This window comes from Franconibacter helveticus LMG 23732, from assembly GCF_000463115.2.
Lineage (GTDB): Bacteria > Pseudomonadota > Gammaproteobacteria > Enterobacterales > Enterobacteriaceae > Franconibacter > Franconibacter helveticus.
In genome coordinates this window covers 261,795-284,731 of record NZ_AWFX01000049.1, presented here as the reverse complement: position 1 = coordinate 284,731, position 22,937 = coordinate 261,795, and the positions used below count along the sequence as shown (strand labels likewise).

Here is a 22,937-nt window from a genome sequence, read left to right as displayed (position 1 = left end):
TGGAATGGCCTTTGCCTCACTGATTGAACGCCAGCGCGTGCGTCTGCTGCTGGCGCTGATTTTCGGAGCCAGCGGAACGCTGGCCTTTTCTCCCTACGATTTTTGGCCCGCCGCCCTGCTTTCCCTGATGGGTCTTCAGGGGCTGACGCTTAACCGCCGCCCGCTGCAAAGCGCCGCTATCGGCTTCTTCTGGGGCTTTGGCTTATTCGGCACCGGCATTAACTGGGTTTATGTCAGCATCGCCACTTTTGGCGGCATGCCAGGCCCGGTTAACGTCGCGCTGGTTGTGCTGCTTGCCGCCTATCTCTCGCTCTATACCGGGCTTTTCGCCGGCGCGCTGTCGCGCCTGTGGCCGAAAACCACCTGGTGGCGCGTGGCGATTGCCGCGCCCGTGATCTGGCAAATCACCGAGTTTTTACGCGGCTGGGTGCTGACAGGTTTCCCGTGGCTGCAATTTGGCTACAGCCAGATCGACGGTCCGCTGAAAGGGCTGGCGCCCGTGCTTGGCGTCGAGGCCATTAACTTCCTGCTGATGGCGGTAAGCGGCCTGCTGGTGCTGGCGCTGCATGTTCGCCGCTGGCAGCCTGCGCTGGCGGCGCTGCTTCTTTTCGCCCTGCCCTTCCCGTTGCGTTATATCCAGTGGTTTACGCCGCAGGCCGAACGCGCGGTTAATGTAACGCTGGTGCAAGGCAATATCCCGCAGTCGCTCAAGTGGGATGAAAAAGAGTTGCAGAATACGCTGGATATTTACATGAACAGCTCGCTGGGGCAGATGGGAAAATCTCAGCTGATTATCTGGCCGGAGTCGGCGATCCCTGACCTGGAGATTAACCAGCAACGTTTCCTGACCTCGCTTGATGAAATGCTGCGCAAGCGCAATACGTCGCTGATTACCGGCATTGTGGACGCGCGGTTGAATGAACATAACCGTTACGACACTTACAACGCCATTATTACGCTTGGCGCCGGGAACGCGTACAGCTATAGCTCTGCCGATCGCTACAACAAAAACCATCTGGTGCCTTTTGGCGAGTTTGTGCCGCTGGAGTCGATTCTGCGCCCGCTGGCGCCGTTCTTCGACCTGCCGATGTCCTCGTTTAGTCGCGGCCCCTATTTGCAACCGCAGCTTCAGGCGCATGGCTTTAATTTGACCGCCGCCATTTGCTACGAAATCATCCTCGGCGAGCAGGTACGCGATAACTTTCGCCCGGACACGGATTTTCTGCTGACCATTTCAAATGACGCCTGGTTTGGTCATTCCATCGGTCCGTGGCAGCATTTCCAGATGGCGCGAATGCGGGCGCTGGAGCTGGCGCGCCCGCTGTTGCGCAGCACGAATAATGGCGTAACGGCCGTGATCGCCCCAACAGGCGACGTGCAGGATATTATCCCGCAATTCACCCGACAGGCGCTGACCACCACCGTGACCCCTACCCGCGGGCTTACGCCTTATGCCCGTTTCGGCAACTGGCCGTTGTGGGCGCTTACGCTTATTTTTGGTTTTAGCGCCGTGCTTTATAACCTGCGCAGCCGTAAACGTCGTTAATCCCCTTCTCAAGGGCCAGCTATGCTGGCCTTTTTCATTTCTGGCATACCCTTTGCTTATTCATATCAGAGACATTGGCTGATTTGCCCTTCTGCGGGCGCCTGTTGAAGCCTCTGCACCAGAGCGGTACACCAGCGGCACCAAAACGGTGCATCGCGCTATTTTTGCCTCTGAATGGTGCGGCGCACTTCGCAAAAATAAACAAATAAAGAGCAGATTATTTACATTCAGCCAAGCTAAGTGTTAACAACACAGCTACAACTCTGCACGCTTTTGTAGCAGAACATAACAACACACCATCACTATTGGGTATCAAAGGCGTCTCTGGCGCCACGATAAAGGAGTTGGATATGCAATTACGTAAACTGGCCACAGCAATGCTGGTAATGGGGCTCAGCGCAGGCGCTGTGCACGCCGAAGACGCCGCTACCGGGCAGAGCACGCTGGATAAGATCAAAGCCAACGGGGTGATTGTGGTCGGCCACCGTGAATCTTCAGTCCCTTTCTCTTATTACGATAACCAGCAGAAAGTGGTCGGATACTCTCAGGACTATTCCAACGCCATCGTTGAAGCGGTTAAAAAACAGCTCAACAAACCGGACCTTCAGGTCAAGCTCATCCCAATCACCTCGCAGAACCGTATTCCGCTGCTGCAAAACGGCACTTTCGACTTTGAATGCGGCTCGACTACCAATAACCTGGAGCGCCAGAAACAAGCAGCGTTTTCCGACACTATCTTTGTCGTCGGCACCCGTCTGCTGGTGAAAAAAGGCGGCCCGATTAAGGATTTCGCGGATCTGAAAGGCAAAGCAGTGGTAGTGACTTCAGGCACCACCTCAGAAGTGCTGCTGCATAAGCTTAATGACGAAAAGAAAATGGATATGCGCATCATCAGCGCGAAAGATCACGGCGACTCTTTCCGCACGCTTGAAAGCGGCCGCGCCGTGGCGTTCATGATGGATGACGCCCTGCTGGCAGGCGAGCGCGCGAAGGCGAAGAAACCGGACAACTGGGAAATCGTCGGCACGCCGCAGTCAAAAGAAGCTTACGGCTGCATGATGCGTAAAGGCGATGAGTCGTTCAAGAAACTGGTAGACGACACTATCGCTCAGGCTCAAACCTCCGGCGAAGCGGCGAAATGGTTCGACCAATGGTTTAAAAACCCTATTCCGCCGAAAAACCTTAACCTGAACTTCGAACTTTCTCAGGATATGCAAACGCTCTTTAAAGAACCGAACGACAAAGCTCTTAACTAATTACAACCATTAAGGGGCGGGGAAGCCTGCCCTCGATTGACGAATCAAGCCCGGACAGACTATACGTTGGATGGCCGTTCCCCATCCGGCGCGAAAAGAGAGGCTTCTCATCAATCTTCGGGGGTAGCGCTGCTACCCCTCTTTTTTCGGAGTACGCTATGTCTATAGACTGGAACTGGGGAATATTTTTACAGCCCGCCCCGTTCGGCAACACCACTTATCTGGGCTGGCTATGGAGTGGGTTTCAGGTCACCGTCGCCCTGTCGGTTACCGCATGGATCATCGCTTTCCTGGTCGGCTCTCTGTTTGGCATTCTGCGCACCGTGCCTAACCGCTTTCTGGCGGGCATCGGCACCTGCTATGTGGAACTGTTTCGTAACGTTCCGCTGATCGTTCAATTTTTTACCTGGTATCTGGTGGTGCCGGAACTGCTGCCTGAGGATCTGGGCATGTGGTTTAAGGCCGAGCTTGATCCTAACGTGCAGTTCTTTGTTTCCTCGATGATCTGCCTTGGGCTCTTCACCGCCGCGCGCGTTTGCGAGCAGGTGCGCGCAGCTATTCTCTCTTTGCCGCGCGGCCAGAAAAATGCCGGCCTCGCAATGGGCCTGACGCTGCCGCAAACCTACCGCTATGTTCTGCTGCCTAACGCTTATCGCGTGATAGTGCCGCCGATGACCTCTGAGATGATGAACCTGGTGAAAAACTCGGCCATCGCCTCAACCATCGGCCTGGTGGATATGGCGGCGCAGGCGGGCAAGCTGCTGGACTACTCTGCTCACGCCTGGGAATCGTTTACCGCCATTACGCTCGCCTACGTGCTTATCAACACCGTGATTATGCTGGTCATGCATGTGGTTGAACGTAAAGTCCGCCTGCCGGGCAACCTGGGAGGCAAATAATGTACGAATTTGACTGGAGTTCTATTGGCCCCGCCTTGCCTTATCTGCTGCAAGGCATGCTCATAACGCTAAAAATCACCGTGACGGCTGTCATTATCGGTATCGTCTGGGGCACGCTGCTTGCGGTGATGCGCCTGTCGAGCTTTAAGCCTGTGGCGTGGTTTGCCAGCAGTTATGTGAATGTTTTCCGCTCCATCCCGCTGGTGATGGTGCTGCTCTGGTTTTACCTGATCGTGCCGGGCTTTCTGCAAAACGTGCTTGGCCTGTCGCCAAAGACAGATATTCGCCTGATCTCGGCGATGGTGGCTTTCTCTATGTTTGAAGCGGCCTATTACTCCGAGATTATCCGCGCGGGCATCCAGAGCATCTCCCGCGGCCAGTCCAGCGCCGCGCTGGCGCTCGGCATGACCCAATGGCAGTCGATGAAGCTGATTATTCTGCCGCAGGCGTTTCGCGCCATGGTACCGCTGCTGCTCACCCAGGGCATCGTCCTGTTTCAGGACACCTCGCTGGTCTATGTGTTAAGCCTTGCGGACTTTTTCCGCACTGCGTCCACCATTGGTGAGCGCGATGGCACCCAGGTGGAGATGATCCTCTTCGCGGGTGTGGTTTACTTTGTCATTAGCCTGAGCGCTTCGCTCCTGGTCGGCTGGCTGAAGAAAAGGACTGTGTAATGATTTCCCTGAAAAATGTTTCAAAATGGTATGGTCAGTTTCAGGTGCTCACCGACTGCTCAACAGAAGTTAAAAAAGGCGAAGTGGTCGTGGTTTGCGGGCCGTCCGGCTCCGGCAAATCCACGCTCATTAAAACGGTTAATGGGCTTGAGCCTGTGCAAAAAGGCGAAATTTTCGTTAACGGCACCCAGGTTAATAACAAAAAAACCAATCTGGCGGAGCTGCGCTCCCATGTGGGTATGGTGTTTCAGCACTTCGAGCTATTCCCCCATCTGTCTATTATCGAGAACCTGACGCTGGCGCAGGTAAAAGTGCTTAAGCGCGATAAAGCGGCCGCGCGCCAGAAAGGGCTTAAATTGCTGGAGCGCGTGGGGCTTTCCGCTCACGCCAATAAATTCCCGGCGCAGCTTTCAGGCGGTCAGCAACAGCGCGTGGCTATCGCCCGCGCCCTTTGTATGGACCCGGTGGCGATGCTTTTCGATGAGCCGACTTCCGCGCTTGACCCGGAGATGATCAACGAAGTGCTGGACGTTATGGTGGAGCTCGCCAATGAAGGCATGACGATGATGGTGGTTACGCACGAAATGGGCTTCGCCCGCAAAGTGGCGCATCGCGTTATCTTTATGGACGAAGGGAAAATCGTGGAGGACTCCCCGAAAGAGGATTTCTTCGCTAACCCGCAATCAGACCGCGCAAAAGATTTCCTCGCGAAGATCCTGCATTAAGCCTTGCGTGCGCGGGCCAGTGTTAAGGCCCGCGCATAACATCGATTACGGCTCAAATGGCCGACGCTGAAACTGATTATGGCCGCATTTTGGACACACCGGCAAAACCTCCGGCGTATAAAAGGCCAGATGATGATGGCAGTTTTCACAGACCAGATTGCCAAGCCCCACGACTTCGCCGCTGTGATAAACGCCATGATGGTTTAAATCCTGAAAGACTTCGCGCCACTCCAGCTGCGTTTTATCAGTGATGTCTGCAAGCTCCTGCCAGACGCTTTCCTTAATAACCCGCATAAACACGCTGTCGGTAAAATCTTCGTCACGGCTTTCGCTATAGCTGCGGGCAAACTCCTCCAGATCGCGGCGCACCGCGCGGGTTACCTCTTCAATTTCCGTGCGTGTGAGTTCGCCAGTTTGCGCCACGCGTTGGCGCGCGCTGGCTACCAGCGCGTCGATATCGCGATCGCCATTTCGCACGCGTTCGGTGAGCGAGGTCACCAGTTCCCGATAATATTGAGCAACCTTGTTCATCGCCTTTTGCCTCCTGAGTGGGTAACCTCTTCTAATGATAGACCTTAATCTGTCCGCGCTTTGTTAGCCTGAGCACAGCCGCAGGTAAATTCCTGCAAAGGCTATCGGTTCCCGCCCCGTTGAAAGGCTGTTGCGCTGCGCCCTAATCGGCTATGCTATGCGGATCTGAAACAACACACGTATACGCTACGGCTGTAGCGGGATTGAAAACAGGACTACTGGCTGCCATGCAAGAGCAATATCGCCCGGAAGAGATAGAATCCAAAGTACAGCTTCACTGGGAAGAGAAGCGCACATTTGAAGTGACTGAAGACGAGAGCAAAGAGAAGTATTACTGCCTGTCGATGCTTCCCTATCCTTCTGGCCGACTACACATGGGCCATGTCCGCAATTACACCATCGGCGACGTGATCGCACGCTATCAGCGCATGCTGGGTAAGAACGTGTTGCAGCCGATCGGCTGGGACGCCTTTGGTCTGCCGGCTGAAGGCGCAGCGGTGAAAAACAACACTGCGCCAGCGCCGTGGACATACGACAACATCAATTACATGAAGAACCAGCTCAAGATGCTGGGCTTTGGCTACGACTGGAGCCGCGAGCTGGCGACCTGCACCCCGGAATACTATCGCTGGGAGCAGAAATTCTTTACCGAGCTGTATAAAAAAGGTCTGGTTTACAAAAAGACCTCTGCGGTGAACTGGTGCCCGAACGACCAGACCGTGCTTGCCAACGAGCAGGTCATTGACGGTTGCTGCTGGCGCTGCGACACCAAAGTTGAGCGTAAAGAAATCCCGCAGTGGTTTATAAAAATCACCGCTTACGCAGACGAACTGCTGAACGATCTGGATAAGCTCGATCACTGGCCGGATACCGTGAAAACCATGCAGCGTAACTGGATCGGCCGTTCCGAAGGCGTTGAAATTACTTTCGACGTGCAGGACAGCGATGAGAAGCTGACGGTTTATACCACTCGTCCGGATACGTTCATGGGCGTCACTTACCTTGCCGTCGCCGCCGGTCATCCGCTGGCGCAGCAGGCAGCAGCGTATAACCCGGCGCTGGGCGATTTCATCGCCGAATGCCGCAATACCAAAGTGGCGGAAGCCGACATGGCGACCATGGAGAAGAAAGGGGTCGACACCGGCATCAAAGCGATTCACCCGCTGACCGGCGAAGCGATTCCCGTCTGGGCTGCAAACTTCGTGCTGATGGAATACGGCACCGGCGCGGTGATGGCGGTTCCGGGTCACGACCAGCGCGATTATGAATTCGCCACCAAATACGATCTCTCCATCAAGCCGGTCATCCTCGCCGCCGATGGCAGCGAGCCGGACCTCAGCCAGCAGGCGCTGACTGAAAAAGGCGTGCTGTTCAACTCCGGCGAATTCGACGGTCTCGACTTTGAAGCCGCGTTTAACGCCATCGCCGACAAACTTGCCGCTAAAGGCGTAGGCGAGCGCAAAATCAATTATCGCCTGCGCGACTGGGGCGTTTCCCGTCAGCGTTACTGGGGCGCGCCAATCCCGATGGTGACGCTGGAAGATGGCACCGTGATGCCAACGCCGGAAGATCAGCTGCCGGTGATCCTGCCGGAAGATGTGGTCATGGACGGCATCACCAGCCCGATCAAGGCTGACCCGGAATGGGCGAAAACCACCGTCAACGGCCAGCCGGCGCTGCGTGAAACCGACACCTTCGACACCTTTATGGAGTCCTCCTGGTATTACGCGCGCTACACCTGCCCGCAATATCAGGAAGGCATGCTGGATCCTAAAGCCGCCAACTACTGGCTGCCGGTGGATATCTACATTGGCGGTATTGAGCATGCCATCATGCACCTGCTCTACTTCCGCTTCTTCCACAAACTGATGCGCGACGCAGGCATGGTGAACTCTGACGAGCCTGCTAAACAGTTGCTTTGCCAGGGCATGGTGCTGGCGGACGCCTTCTATTACCTGGGCGATAACGGCGAGCGTATTTGGGTCTCCCCGAAAGACGCGATTGTCGAGCGCGATGAGAAAGGCCGCATTGTGAAAGCGACCGACGCCGCGGGTCATGAGCTGGTGTACACCGGCATGAGCAAAATGTCGAAGTCGAAAAACAACGGCATCGACCCGCAGGAGATGGTTGAACGTTACGGCGCGGATACCGTGCGTCTGTTCATGATGTTCGCATCGCCGGCAGACATGACGCTTGAATGGCAGGAATCGGGCGTGGAAGGCGCCAACCGCTTCCTGAAACGCGTCTGGAAGCTGGTGGCGGAACATACCGCCCAGGGCGCTGCTCCGGCGCTGGATGTGGCTGCGTTGAGCGAAGATCAAAAAGCGCTGCGCCGCGACGTTCATAAAACTATCGCCAAAGTGACCGATGATATCGGCCGCCGTCAGACCTTCAACACCGCTATCGCGGCTATTATGGAACTGATGAACAAGCTGGCGAAAGCGCCGCAGGAAGGCGAGCAGGATCGCGCGCTGTTGCAGGAAGCGCTGCTGGCGGTCGTGCGCATGCTTAACCCGTTCACGCCGCATATCAGCTTTGCGCTGTGGCAGGAGCTGGGCGGCGAAGGCGATATCGACAACGCGCCGTGGCCGCAGGCTGATGAAAGCGCCATGGTGGAAGAGACCACGCTCGTGGTCGTGCAGGTCAACGGCAAAGTGCGCGGTAAAATCACCGTTCCGGCGGATGCTACCGAAGCGCAAGTTCGCGAGCGCGCCGGCCAGGAGCATCTGGTGGCGAAATACCTTACCGGCGTTACCGTACGTAAAGTGATTTACGTGCCGGGTAAACTGCTGAACCTGGTTGTAGGCTAAGCGCAGGAGGAAGCGTGCGATATTTTATCGCTGTAATAATGAGCCTGGCGGTGCTGGTCACCGCCGGATGTGGCTGGCACCTTCGTAACACCACGTCGGTGCCAACGCAGATGCAAAAGCTGATTCTGGATTCGAACGATCCGAACGGCCCGCTGACGCGCTCTGTTCGTAAGCAACTGCGTCTGAATGGGGTTGAGATTGTCGAGCCGAGCGCGGTGCGCAAAGATATTCCGTCTCTGCGCCTTAGCGGCGCCGCGCTGTCGCAGGATACCGCGTCGATATTCCAGAACGGCCAGACGGCGGAATACCAGATGGTCATGGTGGTGAACGCGTCGGTCCTGATCCCGAACCACGACATCTACCCTATCAGCACCAAAGTTTACCGTTCGTTCTTCGACAACCCGCTAACGGCGCTGGCGAAAACGGCGGAGCAGGAGCTGCTTATCCAGGAGATGTACGACAAAGCTGCCGAGCAGTTGATCCGCAAACTTTTGGCCGTTCACGCTAAAGATGTCGCCGAAACGCAGGAAGCGCAAAAGCCGGTTACGGTGACTAACCCGCCGACAGCGCCGGTTGCGACCTCTGGCCGCGTTTCCACCACGCTCTGATGATCAGGCTTTACCCCGAGCAACTCCACGCGCAGCTCCATGAGGGGCTGCGCGCGGCGTATCTGCTGCTTGGCAACGACCCGCTGCTGTTGCAGGAAAGCCACGATGCTATCGTCGCCTCCGCGCAGCAGCAGGGATTTGCCGAACACCACCGCTTTATTCTGGATGCCAGCACCGACTGGCAGACGATTTTTTCGTTATGCCAGGCGATGAGCCTTTTTGCGAGCCGACAAACGTTGCAGCTCACGCTGCCGGAAAACGGCCCCAATGCCGCCATCAATGAACAGCTTTCCACGCTGGTTTCACTTCTGCATGACGATCTGTTGCTGATTGTCCGCGGCACTAAGCTGACGAAAGCGCAGGAAAACGCCGCCTGGCTGACCGCGCTTGCCAGCCGGGCCGTGCAGGTGACCTGCCAGACGCCTGAACAGGCGCATCTGCCGCGCTGGGTCGCAGCAAGGGCGAAGCAGATGAATTTGCAGCTTGATGATGCCGCCAGTCAGCTGCTTTGCTATTGCTACGAAGGCAACCTGCTGGCGCTTTCACAAGCGCTAGAGCGTCTTTCGCTACTCTGGCCGGATGGCAAACTGACGTTGCCGCGCGTAGAGCAGGCGGTAAACGACGCGGCGCACTTTACGCCGTTTCACTGGGTAGACGCGTTGCTGGCGGGAAAAAGCAAACGCGCGCTGCATATTTTGCAGCAACTGCGTCTTGAAGGCGCCGAGCCGGTCATTTTGCTGCGCACCATCCAGCGCGAACTGCTGCTGCTCGTCACCCTCAAACGCCAGTCGGCCTCCACGCCGCTGCGAAGCCTTTTTGATCAACACCGCGTCTGGCAAAACCGTCGGGGTCTGCTGACAGAAGCCTTAACGCGGCTTAACGACGATCAGCTCTGGCAGGCGGTTCGGCTGCTGACGCAAATCGAACTGACGCTTAAGCAGGATTATGGTCAGTCGGTCTGGGCAGAATTAGACAGCCTCTCTCTGCTACTCTGTCATAAACCCCTGGCGGATATCTTTATTGATGGCTGACGCTGCGAGTCAATTACAGGCTTATTACGGCGGGACGTTCGACCCGATTCACTATGGTCATTTGCGCCCGGTAGAGGCGCTGGCGAAAACGGCAAAGCTCGCGCAGATCGTTATCATGCCGAATAACGTGCCGCCGCACCGCCCGCAGCCCCGGGCCAGCAGCGCGCAGCGCAAAGCGATGGTGGAGTTGGCCATCGCCGACAACCCGCTCTTTTCCCTTGATGACCGGGAGCTACAGCGCGAAACGCCCTCTTACACGGCTGAAACTTTCCGCCAGTTGCGCGAAGAATGCGGCGAGGCGGCGCCTCTGGCGTTTATTATTGGCCAGGACTCCCTGCTTTCGTTGCCTCGCTGGTATCACTACGAACAGTTACTGGAGCGGTGCCATCTCCTGGTCTGCCGTCGCCCGGGTTATCCGGTGCGTATGCCAGATGAAAAACAGCAGCGATGGCTCGAATCCCGCCTCACCAGCGATATCGCCCTGCTCCACCAGCGTCCCGCCGGGCATATCTTTCTTGCCGACACGCCGCTTTTTGATATTTCGGCAACTGACATTCGCAGCCGCCTTGCGGAAAATCGCCGCTGCGATGATATCGTTCCCCCTGCGGTACTCGCTTATATTCGCGAGCATCACCTTTACCGATAACCGATCCCGCGCACATCTTTACTTAAAGCCGCCGACCTCATTTTTTTCAGTGATAAACTGCATACAGGTAATACGAGGAGAACAGGCATGAAACTCTGGCTGGTGCGTCATGGTCAAACCGAGGCCAACGTGGCCGGGCTTTATAGCGGTCATTCAGAAACGGCGTTAACCCCGCGCGGCATTCAACAAGCCCAGGCCGTAGGCGAAATGCTGCGCGACGTGCCGTTCGATAACGTTTTATGCAGCGCCCTGGGCCGTGCCCAACACACCGCAAAGCTGATTCTGGCGCAACGGGATCTGGCGCCGGTCGTTGAACCTTTGCTTAACGAAATGCATTTTGGCGACTGGGAGATGCGTCACCACCGCGATTTGCAGCGTGAAGACGCGGCTAACTACGCCGCCTGGTGCGCCGACTGGCAAAACGTTGTGCCGACTAACGGCGAAGGCTTTCAGGCTTTTTCTTTGCGGGTAGAACAACTTATCTCGCGGCTGCAAACCATGAACGATGCGCAGAACATCTTGCTGGTGAGTCATCAGGGCGTATTAAGCCTGCTTATCGCTCGTCTGATGCAGATGCCTTCCGCTTCGCTATGGCACTTTATTATCGAACAAGGCGCATGGAGCATGCTGGAGCGCTTCGATGAATTTGTCACTTTGCGCACGCTTAACAACCGGGCGCCCTGGCAGGCAAACCCGCTGCATACACGCTGATTTTGCTTACTGCCGCGAAACATCAAGGCGATAGTCGTAGACGCCCATTGACACGGCGGGCGATGCTGCTATTCTCCGCTGCCGGACTTTCTCCCGCCGTACACGCCTTTCTGAAATTGTTTTACAAAAATGGCGATGCAAACTCTTGCCAGCGGTGGGATGATAGCCCACTTCTGTCCGCCTGCCAGCCCGATGCGTCAGGCAGGCAACCAGAATAGTCAAATCAAAGACGTGGCGTTCACGTCCGTTAACTTTTCACTCTCTCAGGGGGAAAACTTGCAGGGTAAAGCACTCCAGGATTTTGTAATCGATAAAATCGACGATCTGAAAGGTCAGGACATTGTCGCCTTAGATGTCCAGGGCAAATCCAGCATCACCGACTGTATGATCATCTGCACCGGCACCTCCAGCCGCCACGTTGTGTCCATTGCTGACCATGTGGTGCAGGAATCTCGCGCCGCTGGCCTGCTGCCGCTCGGCGTGGAAGGCGAAAACGCCGCAGACTGGGTGGTGGTTGACCTGGGCGATGTCATCGTACACGTTATGCAGGAAGAGAGCCGTCGCCTGTACGAGCTCGAAAAGCTCTGGGGCTGACGGGTGAAATTGCAGCTTGTTGCCGTCGGCACCAAAATGCCCGACTGGGTACAAACGGGATTCACCGAATATTTGCGCCGCTTCCCGAAAGATATGCCGTTTGAACTGGTGGAAGTGCCCGCCGGTAAGCGCAGCAAAAATGCCGATATCAAACGCATCCTTGATAAAGAGGGTGAAATGATGCTGGCTGCGGCAGGCAAAGGCAACCGTATTGTCACACTGGATATTCCAGGGCAGCCCTGGGATACGCCGCGCCTCGCCAAAGAGCTGGAGCGCTGGAAACAGGACGGGCGCGACGTCAGCCTGCTGATTGGCGGGCCGGAAGGCCTGGCCCCTGCCTGTAAAGCCGCCGCGGAGCAGAGCTGGTCGCTCTCGACCCTTACGCTCCCCCACCCGCTGGTAAGGGTTCTGGTTGCGGAAAGTCTCTATCGCGCGTGGAGCATTACCACCAACCACCCTTACCATCGTGAGTAACGCTACCAGGTAGATTAAGCAGCGGATGAAATTACAGAATTCTTTTCGCGACTATACGGCTGAGTCCGCGCTTTTTGTGCGTCGGGCCCTTGTCGCCTTTGTGGGGATTTTGCTGCTTACCGGCGTGCTGATCGCCAATCTCTATAACGTGCAGATTGTGCGTTTCAACGACTACCAGACGCGCTCAAACGAAAACCGCATTAAGCTGGTTCCTATCGCGCCGAGCCGCGGCATTATCTATGACCGTAACGGCATTCCTCTGGCTCTCAACCGCACTATTTATCAGGTGGAGATGATGCCGGAGAAGGTCGATAACGTGCAGAAGACGCTCGAAGCGCTGCGAAGCGTCGTCGACCTTAACGATGACGATATTGCCAACTTCAAAAAAGAGCGCGCCCGCTCGCATCGTTTCACCTCAATTCCGGTGAAAACCAACCTGACGGAAGTGCAGGTGGCGCGTTTTGCGGTTAACCAGTACCGCTTCCCCGGCGTGGAAGTAAAAGGCTATAAGCGCCGTTATTACCCCTACGGCTCCGCCCTCACCCACGTGATTGGCTATGTTTCAAAAATCAACGACAAAGATGTCGAGCGGCTTGATAAAGACGGCAAGCTCGCAAACTACGCCGCCACGCACGATATAGGCAAGCTCGGCATTGAGCGTTATTACGAAGATGTGCTGCACGGCCAGACTGGCTATGAAGAGGTTGAAGTCAACAACCGTGGCCGCGTGATCCGCCAGCTTAAAGAGGTGCCGCCGCAGGCGGGGCACGATATTTATCTGACGCTCGATCTCAAACTGCAAAGCTATATCGAAACCCTGTTACAGGGGAGCCGCGCGGCAGTCGTGGTAACCGACCCGCGCACTGGCGGCATTCTGGCGATGGTTTCCACCCCAAGCTACAACCCGAACCTGTTTGTGGACGGCATCTCGAGCAAAGATTACTCGGCGCTGCTTAACGACCCGAACACGCCGCTGATTAACCGCGCCACCCAGGGCGTTTACCCGCCAGCGTCGACGGTGAAGCCTTACGTGGCGGTGTCTGCGCTGAGCGCCAATGTCATCAACCGCAATACCAGCCTGTTCGACCCGGGCTGGTGGCAGCTTCCCGGTTCCGAGAAACGCTACCGCGACTGGAAAAAATGGGGCCACGGTCGCCTGAACGTAACCAAATCGCTGGAAGAATCAGCGGATACCTTCTTTTACCAGGTCGCTTATGACATGGGTATCGACAGGCTTTCCGAATGGATGAACAAGTTTGGCTACGGCCACCTTACCGGCATCGATCTGGCGGAAGAGCGCTCCGGCAACATGCCGACCCGCGAATGGAAAATGAAGCGCTTTAAGAAGCCATGGTACCAGGGCGACACCATTCCTGTCGGCATCGGCCAGGGTTACTGGACCGCAACGCCGGTGCAGATGAACAAAGCGATGATGATCCTGATTAACGACGGCATTGTTAAAGTGCCTCATCTGCTGATGAGCACCAATGTGAACGGTCAGCAGGTGCCCTGGCGACAGCCAGAGCAACCGCCGGTAGGCGATATTCACTCCGGATACTGGGAGATCGCGAAGGACGGCATGTACGGCGTGGCGAACCGCGCCAACGGTACAGGCCACAAATATTTCGCCAGCGCGCCTTATAAAATCGCGGCGAAATCGGGTACGGCGCAGGTGTTTGGTCTGAAGGCCAACGAAACCTATAACGCGCATAAAATTTCCGAACGTCTTCGCGACCACAAGCTGATGACCGCTTTCGCGCCGTACGATCACCCACAGGTAGCCGTGGCGATGATCCTGGAAAACGGCGGCGCCGGTCCGGCGGTGGGCACCATCATGCGTCAAATCCTTGATCATATTATGCTCGGGGATAACAACACCGACTTGCCGAGCGAGAACCCGGCTCAGGCAGCGGCTGAGGATTAATAACCATGACCGACAATCCCAATAAGAAGTCGCTGTGGGACAAAATCCACCTCGACCCCACTTTCCTGCTGATCATTTTTGCGCTCTGCTTTTACAGCGCGATGGTTATCTGGAGCGCCAGCGGCCAGGACATTGGCATGATGGAGCGAAAAATCGGCCAGATCGTGATGGGACTTATCATCATGATCGTGATGGCGCAGATCCCGCCGCGTGTCTACGAAGGCTGGGCGCCTTATCTCTATATTTTTTGTATTATTTTGCTGGTGGCGGTAGACGCCTTCGGCGCCATCTCTAAAGGCGCTCAACGCTGGCTTGATCTCGGCATTGTGCGCTTTCAGCCATCTGAGATAGCGAAAATCGCGGTGCCGCTGATGGTGGCGCGCTTTATTAACCGCGACGTCTGCCCGCCAACGCTTAAAAATACCGGCATCGCCCTGGTGCTGATATTTATGCCGACGCTGCTGGTGGCGGCGCAGCCGGATCTCGGAACCTCAATTCTCATTGCCGCTTCAGGGCTGTTCGTCCTGTTTCTCTCCGGCCTGAGCTGGCGGCTCATCGGCATTGCGGTTCTGCTACTGGCCGCGTTTATTCCGATCCTCTGGTTCTTTCTGATGCACGACTATCAGCGTCAGCGCGTCATGATGCTGCTCGATCCGGAAAGCGATCCGCTGGGCGCAGGCTATCATATTATCCAGTCTAAAATTGCTATAGGCTCCGGCGGCCTGCGCGGCAAAGGCTGGCTGCACGGCACCCAGTCGCAGCTGGAATTTTTACCTGAACGCCACACCGACTTTATCTTCGCGGTACTGGCGGAAGAGCTGGGGCTGGTGGGCGTGCTGGTGCTGCTTGCGCTTTATCTGCTGCTGATTATGCGCGGCTTGTGGATAGCGGCGCGGGCCCAGACGACATTTGGTCGCGTCATGGCCGGCGGCCTCATGCTAATTTTGTTCGTTTATGTCTTTGTGAATATTGGTATGGTGAGCGGGATCTTACCGGTCGTCGGCGTACCGCTCCCGCTGGTGAGCTACGGGGGCTCGGCCCTTATCGTACTCATGGCCGGGTTTGGCATCGTGATGTCGATCCATACCCACAGGAAAATGTTGTCAAAAAGCGTATAAGAGGTGCGCAATGCGTAAGCAGTGGCTTGGCGTCTGTATTGCCGCAGGATTACTGGCGGCTTGTACTACCCCTGACGAGGGACAACAGCAGGCGCCCGTTGCGCCGCAACCGGCGGTCTGTAATGGGCCTGTTGTGGAGATAAGCGGCGCGGATCCCCGCTATGAGCCGCTGAATCCCTCCGTTAACCAGGATTACGAGCGCGACGGCAAAAGCTATAAAATCGTGCAGGATCTTTCCCGCTTCAGCCAGACGGGGCTTGCGGCTATTTACGACGCGGAGCCTGGCAGCAACCTGACTGCATCCGGCGAGCCCTTCGATCCCATGCAGCTGACCGCAGCGCATCCTACGCTGCCTGTTCCAAGCTACGCGCGCGTGACCAACCTGGCGAACGGCCGCATGATTGTGGTGCGAATTAATGACCGTGGTCCTTACGGCAACGACCGGGTTATTTCGCTTTCCCGCGCGTCGGCGGACAGGCTGAACACCTCAAACAATACGAAAGTGCGTATCGACCCGATTATTGTCGCGCAGGACGGGTCGCTTTCCGGCCCTGGCATGGCCTGCACAACCGTCGCTAAACAGACTTACGCTCTGCCCGCTCGCCCTGATTTAAGCGGCGGCATGGGCAGCGTTTCTTCAGCGCCGGAACCGCAGCAGCCGCAGGGCGATGTACGCGCTATCAGCAACGATACGCTGCAAAGCGAAGATGCGACCGGCGCTCCGGTGAAGAGCAGCGGTTTCCTTGGTGCGCCCACTACGCTTAACAGCGGCGTGCTGGAAAGCGAAACGCCCCAACCCGTTGCGGCGCCAGCCGGTGCGGTTAACGCGCCCGTGACGGCGCAGCCTGTCGCCGCGCCGCAACAGGCGGCTCCCGCGCAGGGCCAGCCTGCGGCGCCTGTTACCGCGCCCGGCTCTGTTCAGGGCGCTGTGCCGGGAACGGCCGCCGCAAGCGCTTCTGGCGCGGTTGCATCGGGTTATGTCGTCCAGGTTGGCGCCGTCAGCGACGCAGGCCGCGCCAGCCAGTGGCAACAAAAATTAAGCCAGCAATTCTCGGTGCCTGGCCGGGTTAACCAGAACGGCGCGGTTTATCGCGTCCAGCTCGGGCCTTTCGCCAGCAAATCCGAGGCCAGCGCCTTGCAGCAGCGGCTGCAAAGCGAGGCGCAATTGCAGTCTTTCGTCACTAACGCCGCCGCTCAATAAACCGTAAAGGGCTGGCTTGCCGCTTTGTCAGTTAAGGTAAAGACCATTAACAAAGTCATGAGCAAAGTCGGATGCCAGCCCAAAACGCATTTGTTATAGTAAGGCACTTTTTTTCATTTCATCACGGATGTCGTTGTTCTGACCATGAAGACCACTCTCTCCGTTCGTTCTATGCAGCGCGTAGCGCTTGCCACCGCGTTTTCTGTCGCAGCGCTTTCTACCGCTCACGCTGACGATCTCAACATCAAAACCATGATCCCCGGCGTTCCGCAGATTGATGCTGAGTCGTACATCCTGATCGACTATAACTCCGGCAAAGTGCTTGCCGAGCAGAACGCCGATGCGCGCCGCGACCCGGCAAGCCTGACCAAAATGATGACCAGCTACGTCATCGGCCAGGCGATGAAAGCCAACAAGTTTAAAGAGTCCGATCTGGTCACCATCGGCAATGACGCCTGGGCCACCGGCAACCCGGTGTTCAAAGGCTCTTCCCTGATGTTCCTCAAACCGGGCATGCAGGTGCCGGTTTCCCAGCTGATTCGCGGCATTAACCTGCAATCGGGCAATGATGCCTGCGTGGCGATGGCGGACTATGTCGCTGGCAGCCAGGACGCTTTCGTCGGGCTGATGAACAACTATGTGAACGCGCTCGGTCTGAAAAATACCCATTTCCAGACGGTGCATGGTCTGGATGCGGAAGGGCAATACAGCTCCGCTCGCGATATGGCGCTGATTGGCCAGGCGCTGATCCGCGACGTGCCGAACGAATACACCATCTATAAAGAAAAAGAGTTCACCTTTAACGGCATTCGTCAGACTAACCGCAACGGCCTGCTGTGGGATAACAGCCTGAACGTTGACGGCATTAAGACAGGTCATACCGACAAAGCGGGCTATAACCTGGTTGCTTCCGCGACTGAAGGCCAGATGCGTCTCATCTCCGCAGTCATGGGCGGACGCACCTTTAAAGGCCGCGAAGCGGAAAGCAAAAAACTGCTGACCTGGGGTTTCCGCTTTTTCGAAACGGTAAGCCCGCTTAAAGCAGGTAAAGAGTTCGCCTCTGAGCCAGCCTGGTTTGGCGACAGCGATCGCGCTTCGCTGGGCGTCGATAAAGACGTCTACCTGACCATTCCGCGCGGACGTATGAAAGATCTTAAGGCAAGCTATGTGCTGAACAACACAGAGTTGCACGCGCCGCTGGCTAAAAATCAGGTGGTGGGCACCATTAACTTCCAGCTCGATGGCAAAACTATCGATCAGCGCCCGCTGGTTGTGCTGGAAGAGATCCACGAAGGCAATTTCTTTGGCAAAATCATTGATTACATCAAGCTGATGTTTCATCACTGGTTCGGTTAAAAATTGACCACTTGAAAGCCAGGGATGCGTCCCCATATACTAGGCATCAATCCAACTCCCGCTACGGCGGGAGTTATTATTTTCTGACGTAACGCTGGAGCTGACATGAAAACCAAACTTAACGAACTTCTTGAGTTCCCTACTCCCTTTACTTACAAAGTGATGGGTCTGGCGAAGCCTGAGTTGGTTGATATGGTCGTTGAGGTTGTGCAGCGCCATGCCCCTGGCGACTACACGCCGCAGGTTAAACCGAGCAGCAAAGGGAATTACCACTCGGTCTCAATCACCATTAACGCGACGCATATCGAGCAGGTTGAAACGCTCTATGAAGAGCTGGGCAATATTGAAATCGTCCGTATGGTGCTGTAACCCGTCGCCCGGCCGGAGCCGGGCAACCTCCTGCTTCCCTGTGATATACTCCCCGCACCCTATTCCTTCCGGAGACGCTGTTTTGTTTCAGGATACCCTTCTGATTCGTCAGCTCGGCTTGCAGCCTTATGCGCCGGTTTCGCAGGCGATGCATGATTTTACCGACAGTCGCGATGAATCAACCCCCGATGAGATTTGGCTGGTTGAACACCATCCGGTATTTACCCAGGGCCAGGCTGGCAAGGCGGAACATCTGTTAATGCCCGGCGATATCCCGGTGGTTCAGAGCGATCGCGGCGGCCAGGTGACTTACCACGGCCCAGGCCAGCAGGTTATGTACGTTTTGCTTGATCTCAAGCGCCGCAAACTTGGCGTACGTGAACTGGTGACTTTGCTGGAGCAGACGGTAGTTAACACGCTGGCGGAAATGGATATCGAAGCCCATCCTCGCGCCGATGCGCCTGGCGTCTATGTTGGCGATAAAAAAATCTGTTCGCTTGGCTTACGCATTCGCAAAGGCTGTTCCTTTCACGGGCTGGCATTGAACATTAATATGGATTTGACGCCTTTTTTGCGTATTAACCCATGCGGGTACGCCGGAATGGAAATGACGCAGGTCAGCGCTCTGCGCCCGGGAGCGACTGTCGGGCAAATTCAGCCCCGCCTCATTCAGCATTTTTTAGCACTGCTTAATAATCCCAGTGCGAAATATATTACTGCTTAATATTATATTTCCGCCGCAACCATACGTTGCGGCGCTTCCCGCCGTTTATTTGCCGCTTTACAATCTGTGACGGATTATATATTTTCTTTTCGCCTGAATGAGGAATTATTAATTCAGACAATAAATTACTGACCGCGACCGTCAAGGCGAGATTAATCTGAAAAAACGTTTTTCCTGCTTGCCGTTAGCCAAAAGTCTTATTCACTTAATAGTGAAACGACACGTCAACGGCTTTATTGTCTGCTTAATCACCAATTCATAGATTTAATAAATATAATCAATTTATTATATGTTTTATCACTGTATTTGGAGCGTAGCGTGGAATTCAACCATCCCCCGGAGCACCCCGGCGCCAAAAGAAATGATGCGAACAAACCGCAAATATTCCAGACGCTGCGAAATATCGACCTCAACCTGTTGACCATTTTTGAAGCGGTTTACGTTCATAAAGGGATAGTCAACGCCGCCAGGATACTGAATCTGACGCCATCGGCCATTAGCCAGTCAATTCAAAAACTGCGACTGATTTTTCCCGACCCCCTGTTTATTCGTAAAGGCCAGGGGGTAACGCCTACCGCCTATGCCTCACATCTTCACGAGTACATTAGTCAGGGGCTGGAGTCGATTCTCGGCGCCCTGGATTTCCACGGCGAACATGACAAGCAGCGTACCCTGAGCGTCGCTACCTCGCCTTCTGTCGGCGCGCTGGTTATTCCTCAGATTTATCAGCTGATACAACAAGTCAGCCCGAATTTGCAGATCCGTAATATCCCGCTTACCGATACCGAAGCGCAGCTCAGCCAGTTTCAGACTGACCTTGTTATCGACGCCAGCTCCTGGACTTCGCGTACGTTGAGCAGTCATCGCCTGTTTAAAGACCGCGTAGTGATGGTGTGCCGCCGCGGCCATCCTTGCAGCGAAGCGCCTGTCACCCAGGAGCAACTGCAACGCTATGGCCAGACGCTTATCATGATGCCCAATGAAACGTTAGGCAGCCTGCGTAAACAGATCAACGCGCTGTTCCCAAACCGCACCGTAAGTTTCAGCAGCTACAACATGGTCACGATCGCCGCCATTATCGGCAGCAGCGATCTGATCGGGTTTATGCCCGGCAGGCTTTATGAAATGTTTAAAGAGAGTTGGCAGCTTAGCGAAGTTAAAACCGATTTTTTAATTGATGAAGGCGTCGATATATCGCTGCATTACAATAAGTTCAGTCTGCGCGACCCGGTCGTGCAAAGCGTTATTGAGGCCCTGGTCGAAGGATTCAGCCAGCCCGAGGCCGCGCTCTGACGTGACAGACGCCTGCTCACAGGCGTTTAACCCACATAAGGGCACGAAATAACAACTATTTTACAATTCTTTCTCCATTTCCCGTGCCCACAGGCTGATTTCTGCCTGTTACTGATGATATACTGCGTGCCGCTAATTCAAAAATAGTTGATAAATGCAACGCTTACTTGAATTGAGACGCTTTCCTTCGTTATCCGCAACTGGAACACGCACGCTATGAGTAAACCCATTGTGATGGAACGCGGTGTGAAATACCGCGATGCCGATAAAATGGCCCTTATCCCGGTAAAAAACGTGGTGACAGAGCGCGAGGCACTGCTCAGAAAGCCGGAGTGGATGAAAATCAAACTCCCTGCCGACTCTACCCGTATTCAGGGAATCAAGGCGGCGATGCGCAAAAACGGCCTCCATTCCGTCTGTGAAGAGGCCTCCTGCCCTAACCTGGCGGAGTGTTTCAACCACGGTACCGCGACTTTTATGATCCTGGGCGCTATCTGCACCCGTCGCTGCCCGTTCTGCGACGTAGCCCACGGTCGCCCGGTCGCGCCGGATGCTAACGAGCCGCAAAAACTGGCCCAGACCATTGCCGACATGGGTCTGCGTTATGTTGTTGTTACTTCCGTTGACCGCGATGACCTGCGCGACGGCGGCGCCCAGCACTTCGCCGATTGCATCAGCGCTATTCGTGAGAAAAACCCAACCATTAAAATCGAAACGCTGGTGCCGGATTTCCGCGGCCGTATGGATAAAGCGCTGGAAATTCTCAACGCTACGCCGCCGGACGTGTTTAACCACAACCTGGAAAACGTGCCGCGTCTTTACCGTCAGGTTCGTCCGGGCGCGGATTATGCCTGGTCGCTGAAGCTGCTGGAGCGTTTTAAAGAAGCGCACCCGGAGATCCCGACTAAGTCTGGCCTGATGGTCGGTCTTGGCGAAACTAACGAAGAGATCGTCGCCGTAATGCGCGATTTGCGCGCCCATGGCGTGACGATGTTAACGCTCGGTCAGTATTTACAGCCCAGCCGTCACCACCTGCCTGTGCAGCGTTACGTAAGCCCGGATGAGTTCGAAGAGATGAAAGCGGAAGCGCTGGCGATGGGCTTTACCCATGCTGCCTGCGGTCCGTTTGTCCGCTCTTCTTACCACGCCGATTTGCAGGCGAAAGGGATGGAAGTGAAGTAACATTCTGTTACGTACTGACATTATCCCACAAAAAAACCGGCCATTAAGCGCCGGTTTTTTTATGCCTCAAAGGCAGCACGCAGTTACTCTTTGTGGGAGAGACGCTCTGCGGACGCGTCAGCCGCCGGGGCGTTTTTCGCGCTGGCGTCGTCGTCGTTCATTGCTTTCTTAAAGCCTTTAATCGCAGCGCCGAGGTCACCGCCCAGCGTGCGCAATTTTTTGGTACCAAACAGCAGGATCACCAGCGCGGCGATCACCAGAAGCTTAGTAATACTAATTTCACCCATACATACCTTCTTTATAAAACTGGCGCTTAAATGGCCACCCGAAAGCCCGCACTTATTAACGGACATTTGAGCCCGACACACAATAGCAATCTGTAACAAGGTGAATCAAGCGCTGCGTAAAAAAACATCACAACAAGCGCGGCGCGGCGAAACGGCGATTTTTAAGCACCGGCAATTTTTCCCGCACCTGCGCAACGCGCTGTGAAGAAATGTCCGCAAAGATGAGATCAGGCGATTGCGCAGCGCCAGCCAGGGTCACGCCCAGCGGATCCACTACCCGGCTGTGGCCGATATTTTTGTTGCCGCACTCCCCTGCCGCCGCCACATAGCATGTGGTATCCAGCGCCCGCGCGGCGAGTAAAGTCGCCCAGTGGTGCTCTTTGTGCGGGCCGCGCACCCAGGCGGCGGGGAGCGCCAGCACCTCTGCGCCAGCAAGCGCCAGGCTTAACGCCAGCTCCGGAAAACGCAGATCGTAGCAGGTCATCAGGCCCACCTTCATGCCCGCCACCTCAATCAGCGGCGGAATTGATTCGCCGGCATCCACAAGACGGGATTCCTGAACGGAAAATGCATCGTAGAGATGCAGCTTTTGATACTGCGCGATAATTTCGCCGCCACGCAGCGCCAGCAGCGTGTTTGCCGCTCTGCCGCCGGTAGTGGGCACATGTATTGTCAAAAGCGTTGTAAGCGCGTTTTTAAGGCTCTCCTCGCGCAACATACGCATATAGTCGCCCTCAGGAGACTGCGCGGATTTCACTGACAAATCCGGGTCGTTGTCTTCACGCGCCAGCAATGCCTCCGGCAGCACCAGCAAATCAGCCCCTTGTTCCGCCGCTTTTGTCATCATCTCCACGCAGGTTAATGCGTTTTCCCGCCATTGCGGCGCGACGGCGAACTGCCCAACAGCAATTTTCATCGTTGCCCCCGTGCTTTTTTAATGAGTATATCCGTGATAGCCAGACCCTGCGCAGCGGCGGT

At 55.7% G+C, this 22,937-nt stretch carries 23 protein-coding genes; 20 read left to right on the top strand and 3 right to left on the bottom strand.

What is annotated here, in order from left to right:
- The first annotated feature begins 4 nt into the window (after window positions 1-4).
- The 5 genes from lnt (at window position 5) to DW56_RS16355 (ending at window position 5,100) form a co-directional block, all read left to right on the top strand.
- Window positions 5-1,546: an apolipoprotein N-acyltransferase gene (gene lnt / locus DW56_RS16375; protein WP_024551824.1), complete on the top strand. Its 1,542-nt coding sequence runs from the start codon at window positions 5-7 to the stop codon at window positions 1,544-1,546.
- 350 nt (window positions 1,547-1,896) lie between these two features.
- A complete protein-coding gene (locus DW56_RS16370) occupies window positions 1,897-2,802 on the top strand; it encodes an amino acid ABC transporter substrate-binding protein (RefSeq protein WP_024551825.1) in 906 nt (301 codons plus the stop codon).
- 158 nt (window positions 2,803-2,960) lie between these two features.
- The gene (locus tag DW56_RS16365) at window positions 2,961-3,701 is read left to right on the top strand and encodes an amino acid ABC transporter permease (RefSeq protein ID WP_024551826.1); all 741 of its coding nucleotides are present in this window, start codon (window positions 2,961-2,963) and stop codon (window positions 3,699-3,701) included.
- Window positions 3,701-4,375, top strand: a complete 675-nt coding sequence (gene gltK, locus DW56_RS16360; RefSeq protein ID WP_024551827.1) for a glutamate/aspartate ABC transporter permease GltK — start codon at window positions 3,701-3,703, stop codon at window positions 4,373-4,375. The genes DW56_RS16365 and gltK overlap by 1 nt, the downstream gene beginning before the upstream one ends.
- On the top strand, window positions 4,375-5,100 hold the full coding sequence (locus tag DW56_RS16355) for an amino acid ABC transporter ATP-binding protein (protein ID WP_024551828.1): 726 nt from the start codon (window positions 4,375-4,377) through the stop codon (window positions 5,098-5,100). The genes gltK and DW56_RS16355 overlap by 1 nt, the downstream gene beginning before the upstream one ends.
- 45 nt (window positions 5,101-5,145) lie before the next feature.
- Here DW56_RS16355 and DW56_RS16350 read toward each other — a convergent pair whose 3' ends face one another.
- Window positions 5,146-5,631 (bottom strand): zinc ribbon-containing protein, encoded by a 486-nt coding sequence (locus DW56_RS16350; protein ID WP_024551829.1) that lies wholly within the window; start codon window positions 5,629-5,631, stop codon window positions 5,146-5,148.
- A 227-nt stretch (window positions 5,632-5,858) separates the two neighbouring features.
- On the opposite strand from DW56_RS16350, the gene leuS reads away from it, so the two are divergent.
- The 15 genes from leuS to lipA all read left to right on the top strand — a co-directional run bounded on the left by leuS (window position 5,859) and on the right by lipA (window position 21,672).
- Complete coding sequence (leuS, locus tag DW56_RS16345; RefSeq protein WP_049291773.1) at window positions 5,859-8,441, top strand: leucine--tRNA ligase; 2,583 nt, start codon at window positions 5,859-5,861, stop codon at window positions 8,439-8,441.
- A 14-nt stretch (window positions 8,442-8,455) separates the two neighbouring features.
- A complete protein-coding gene (gene lptE, locus DW56_RS16340; protein WP_024551831.1) occupies window positions 8,456-9,049 on the top strand; it encodes an LPS assembly lipoprotein LptE in 594 nt (197 codons plus the stop codon).
- On the top strand, window positions 9,049-10,080 hold the full coding sequence (gene holA, locus DW56_RS16335; RefSeq protein WP_024551832.1) for a DNA polymerase III subunit delta: 1,032 nt from the start codon (window positions 9,049-9,051) through the stop codon (window positions 10,078-10,080). Before lptE ends, holA begins: the two co-directional genes overlap by 1 nt.
- A complete protein-coding gene (nadD, locus tag DW56_RS16330; protein ID WP_024551833.1) occupies window positions 10,073-10,726 on the top strand; it encodes a nicotinate-nucleotide adenylyltransferase in 654 nt (217 codons plus the stop codon). Before holA ends, nadD begins: the two co-directional genes overlap by 8 nt.
- An 87-nt stretch (window positions 10,727-10,813) precedes the next feature.
- A complete protein-coding gene (locus tag DW56_RS16325; protein WP_024551834.1) occupies window positions 10,814-11,437 on the top strand; it encodes an adenosylcobalamin/alpha-ribazole phosphatase in 624 nt (207 codons plus the stop codon).
- A gap of 276 nt (window positions 11,438-11,713) precedes the next feature.
- Window positions 11,714-12,031 (top strand): ribosome silencing factor, encoded by a 318-nt coding sequence (gene rsfS / locus DW56_RS16320; RefSeq protein ID WP_024551835.1) that lies wholly within the window; start codon window positions 11,714-11,716, stop codon window positions 12,029-12,031.
- A 3-nt stretch (window positions 12,032-12,034) separates the two neighbouring features.
- The gene (gene rlmH / locus DW56_RS16315; RefSeq protein WP_024551836.1) at window positions 12,035-12,505 is read left to right on the top strand and encodes a 23S rRNA (pseudouridine(1915)-N(3))-methyltransferase RlmH; all 471 of its coding nucleotides are present in this window, start codon (window positions 12,035-12,037) and stop codon (window positions 12,503-12,505) included.
- Window positions 12,506-12,530: 25 nt separating this feature from the next.
- The gene (gene mrdA, locus DW56_RS16310; protein ID WP_024551837.1) at window positions 12,531-14,429 is read left to right on the top strand and encodes a peptidoglycan DD-transpeptidase MrdA; all 1,899 of its coding nucleotides are present in this window, start codon (window positions 12,531-12,533) and stop codon (window positions 14,427-14,429) included.
- Window positions 14,430-14,434: 5 nt separating this feature from the next.
- Window positions 14,435-15,547, top strand: a complete 1,113-nt coding sequence (mrdB, locus tag DW56_RS16305; protein WP_024551838.1) for a peptidoglycan glycosyltransferase MrdB — start codon at window positions 14,435-14,437, stop codon at window positions 15,545-15,547.
- Between the two features lie 10 nt (window positions 15,548-15,557).
- A complete protein-coding gene (gene rlpA / locus DW56_RS16300; RefSeq protein ID WP_024551839.1) occupies window positions 15,558-16,748 on the top strand; it encodes an endolytic peptidoglycan transglycosylase RlpA in 1,191 nt (396 codons plus the stop codon).
- Window positions 16,749-16,892: 144 nt separating this feature from the next.
- The gene (dacA, locus tag DW56_RS16295) at window positions 16,893-18,104 is read left to right on the top strand and encodes a D-alanyl-D-alanine carboxypeptidase DacA (protein ID WP_024551840.1); all 1,212 of its coding nucleotides are present in this window, start codon (window positions 16,893-16,895) and stop codon (window positions 18,102-18,104) included.
- Between the two features lie 105 nt (window positions 18,105-18,209).
- Window positions 18,210-18,473, top strand: a complete 264-nt coding sequence (ybeD, locus tag DW56_RS16290; RefSeq protein ID WP_002436065.1) for a DUF493 family protein YbeD — start codon at window positions 18,210-18,212, stop codon at window positions 18,471-18,473.
- An 82-nt stretch (window positions 18,474-18,555) separates the two neighbouring features.
- Window positions 18,556-19,197, top strand: coding sequence for a lipoyl(octanoyl) transferase LipB (gene lipB / locus DW56_RS16285; RefSeq protein ID WP_024551841.1), 642 nt, complete (start codon window positions 18,556-18,558; stop codon window positions 19,195-19,197).
- Window positions 19,198-19,515: 318 nt separating this feature from the next.
- Window positions 19,516-20,490 carry a YbeF family transcriptional regulator gene (locus DW56_RS16280; RefSeq protein ID WP_024551842.1) on the top strand — a complete coding sequence of 325 codons (975 nt, stop codon included), beginning with the start codon at window positions 19,516-19,518 and terminating at the stop codon, window positions 20,488-20,490.
- A gap of 216 nt (window positions 20,491-20,706) precedes the next feature.
- The gene (lipA, locus tag DW56_RS16275) at window positions 20,707-21,672 is read left to right on the top strand and encodes a lipoyl synthase (RefSeq protein WP_024551843.1); all 966 of its coding nucleotides are present in this window, start codon (window positions 20,707-20,709) and stop codon (window positions 21,670-21,672) included.
- A gap of 83 nt (window positions 21,673-21,755) precedes the next feature.
- Here the strand turns inward: lipA and tatE are convergent, their stop codons facing one another.
- Both tatE and DW56_RS16265 read right to left on the bottom strand, forming a co-directional pair.
- Window positions 21,756-21,959, bottom strand: coding sequence for a twin-arginine translocase subunit TatE (gene tatE / locus DW56_RS16270; RefSeq protein ID WP_024551844.1), 204 nt, complete (start codon window positions 21,957-21,959; stop codon window positions 21,756-21,758).
- Window positions 21,960-22,086: 127 nt separating this feature from the next.
- Entirely contained in the window at window positions 22,087-22,875 is a 789-nt protein-coding gene (locus DW56_RS16265) for a deaminated glutathione amidase (RefSeq protein WP_024551845.1), read from the bottom strand.
- Window positions 22,876-22,937: the final 62 nt, after the last annotated feature.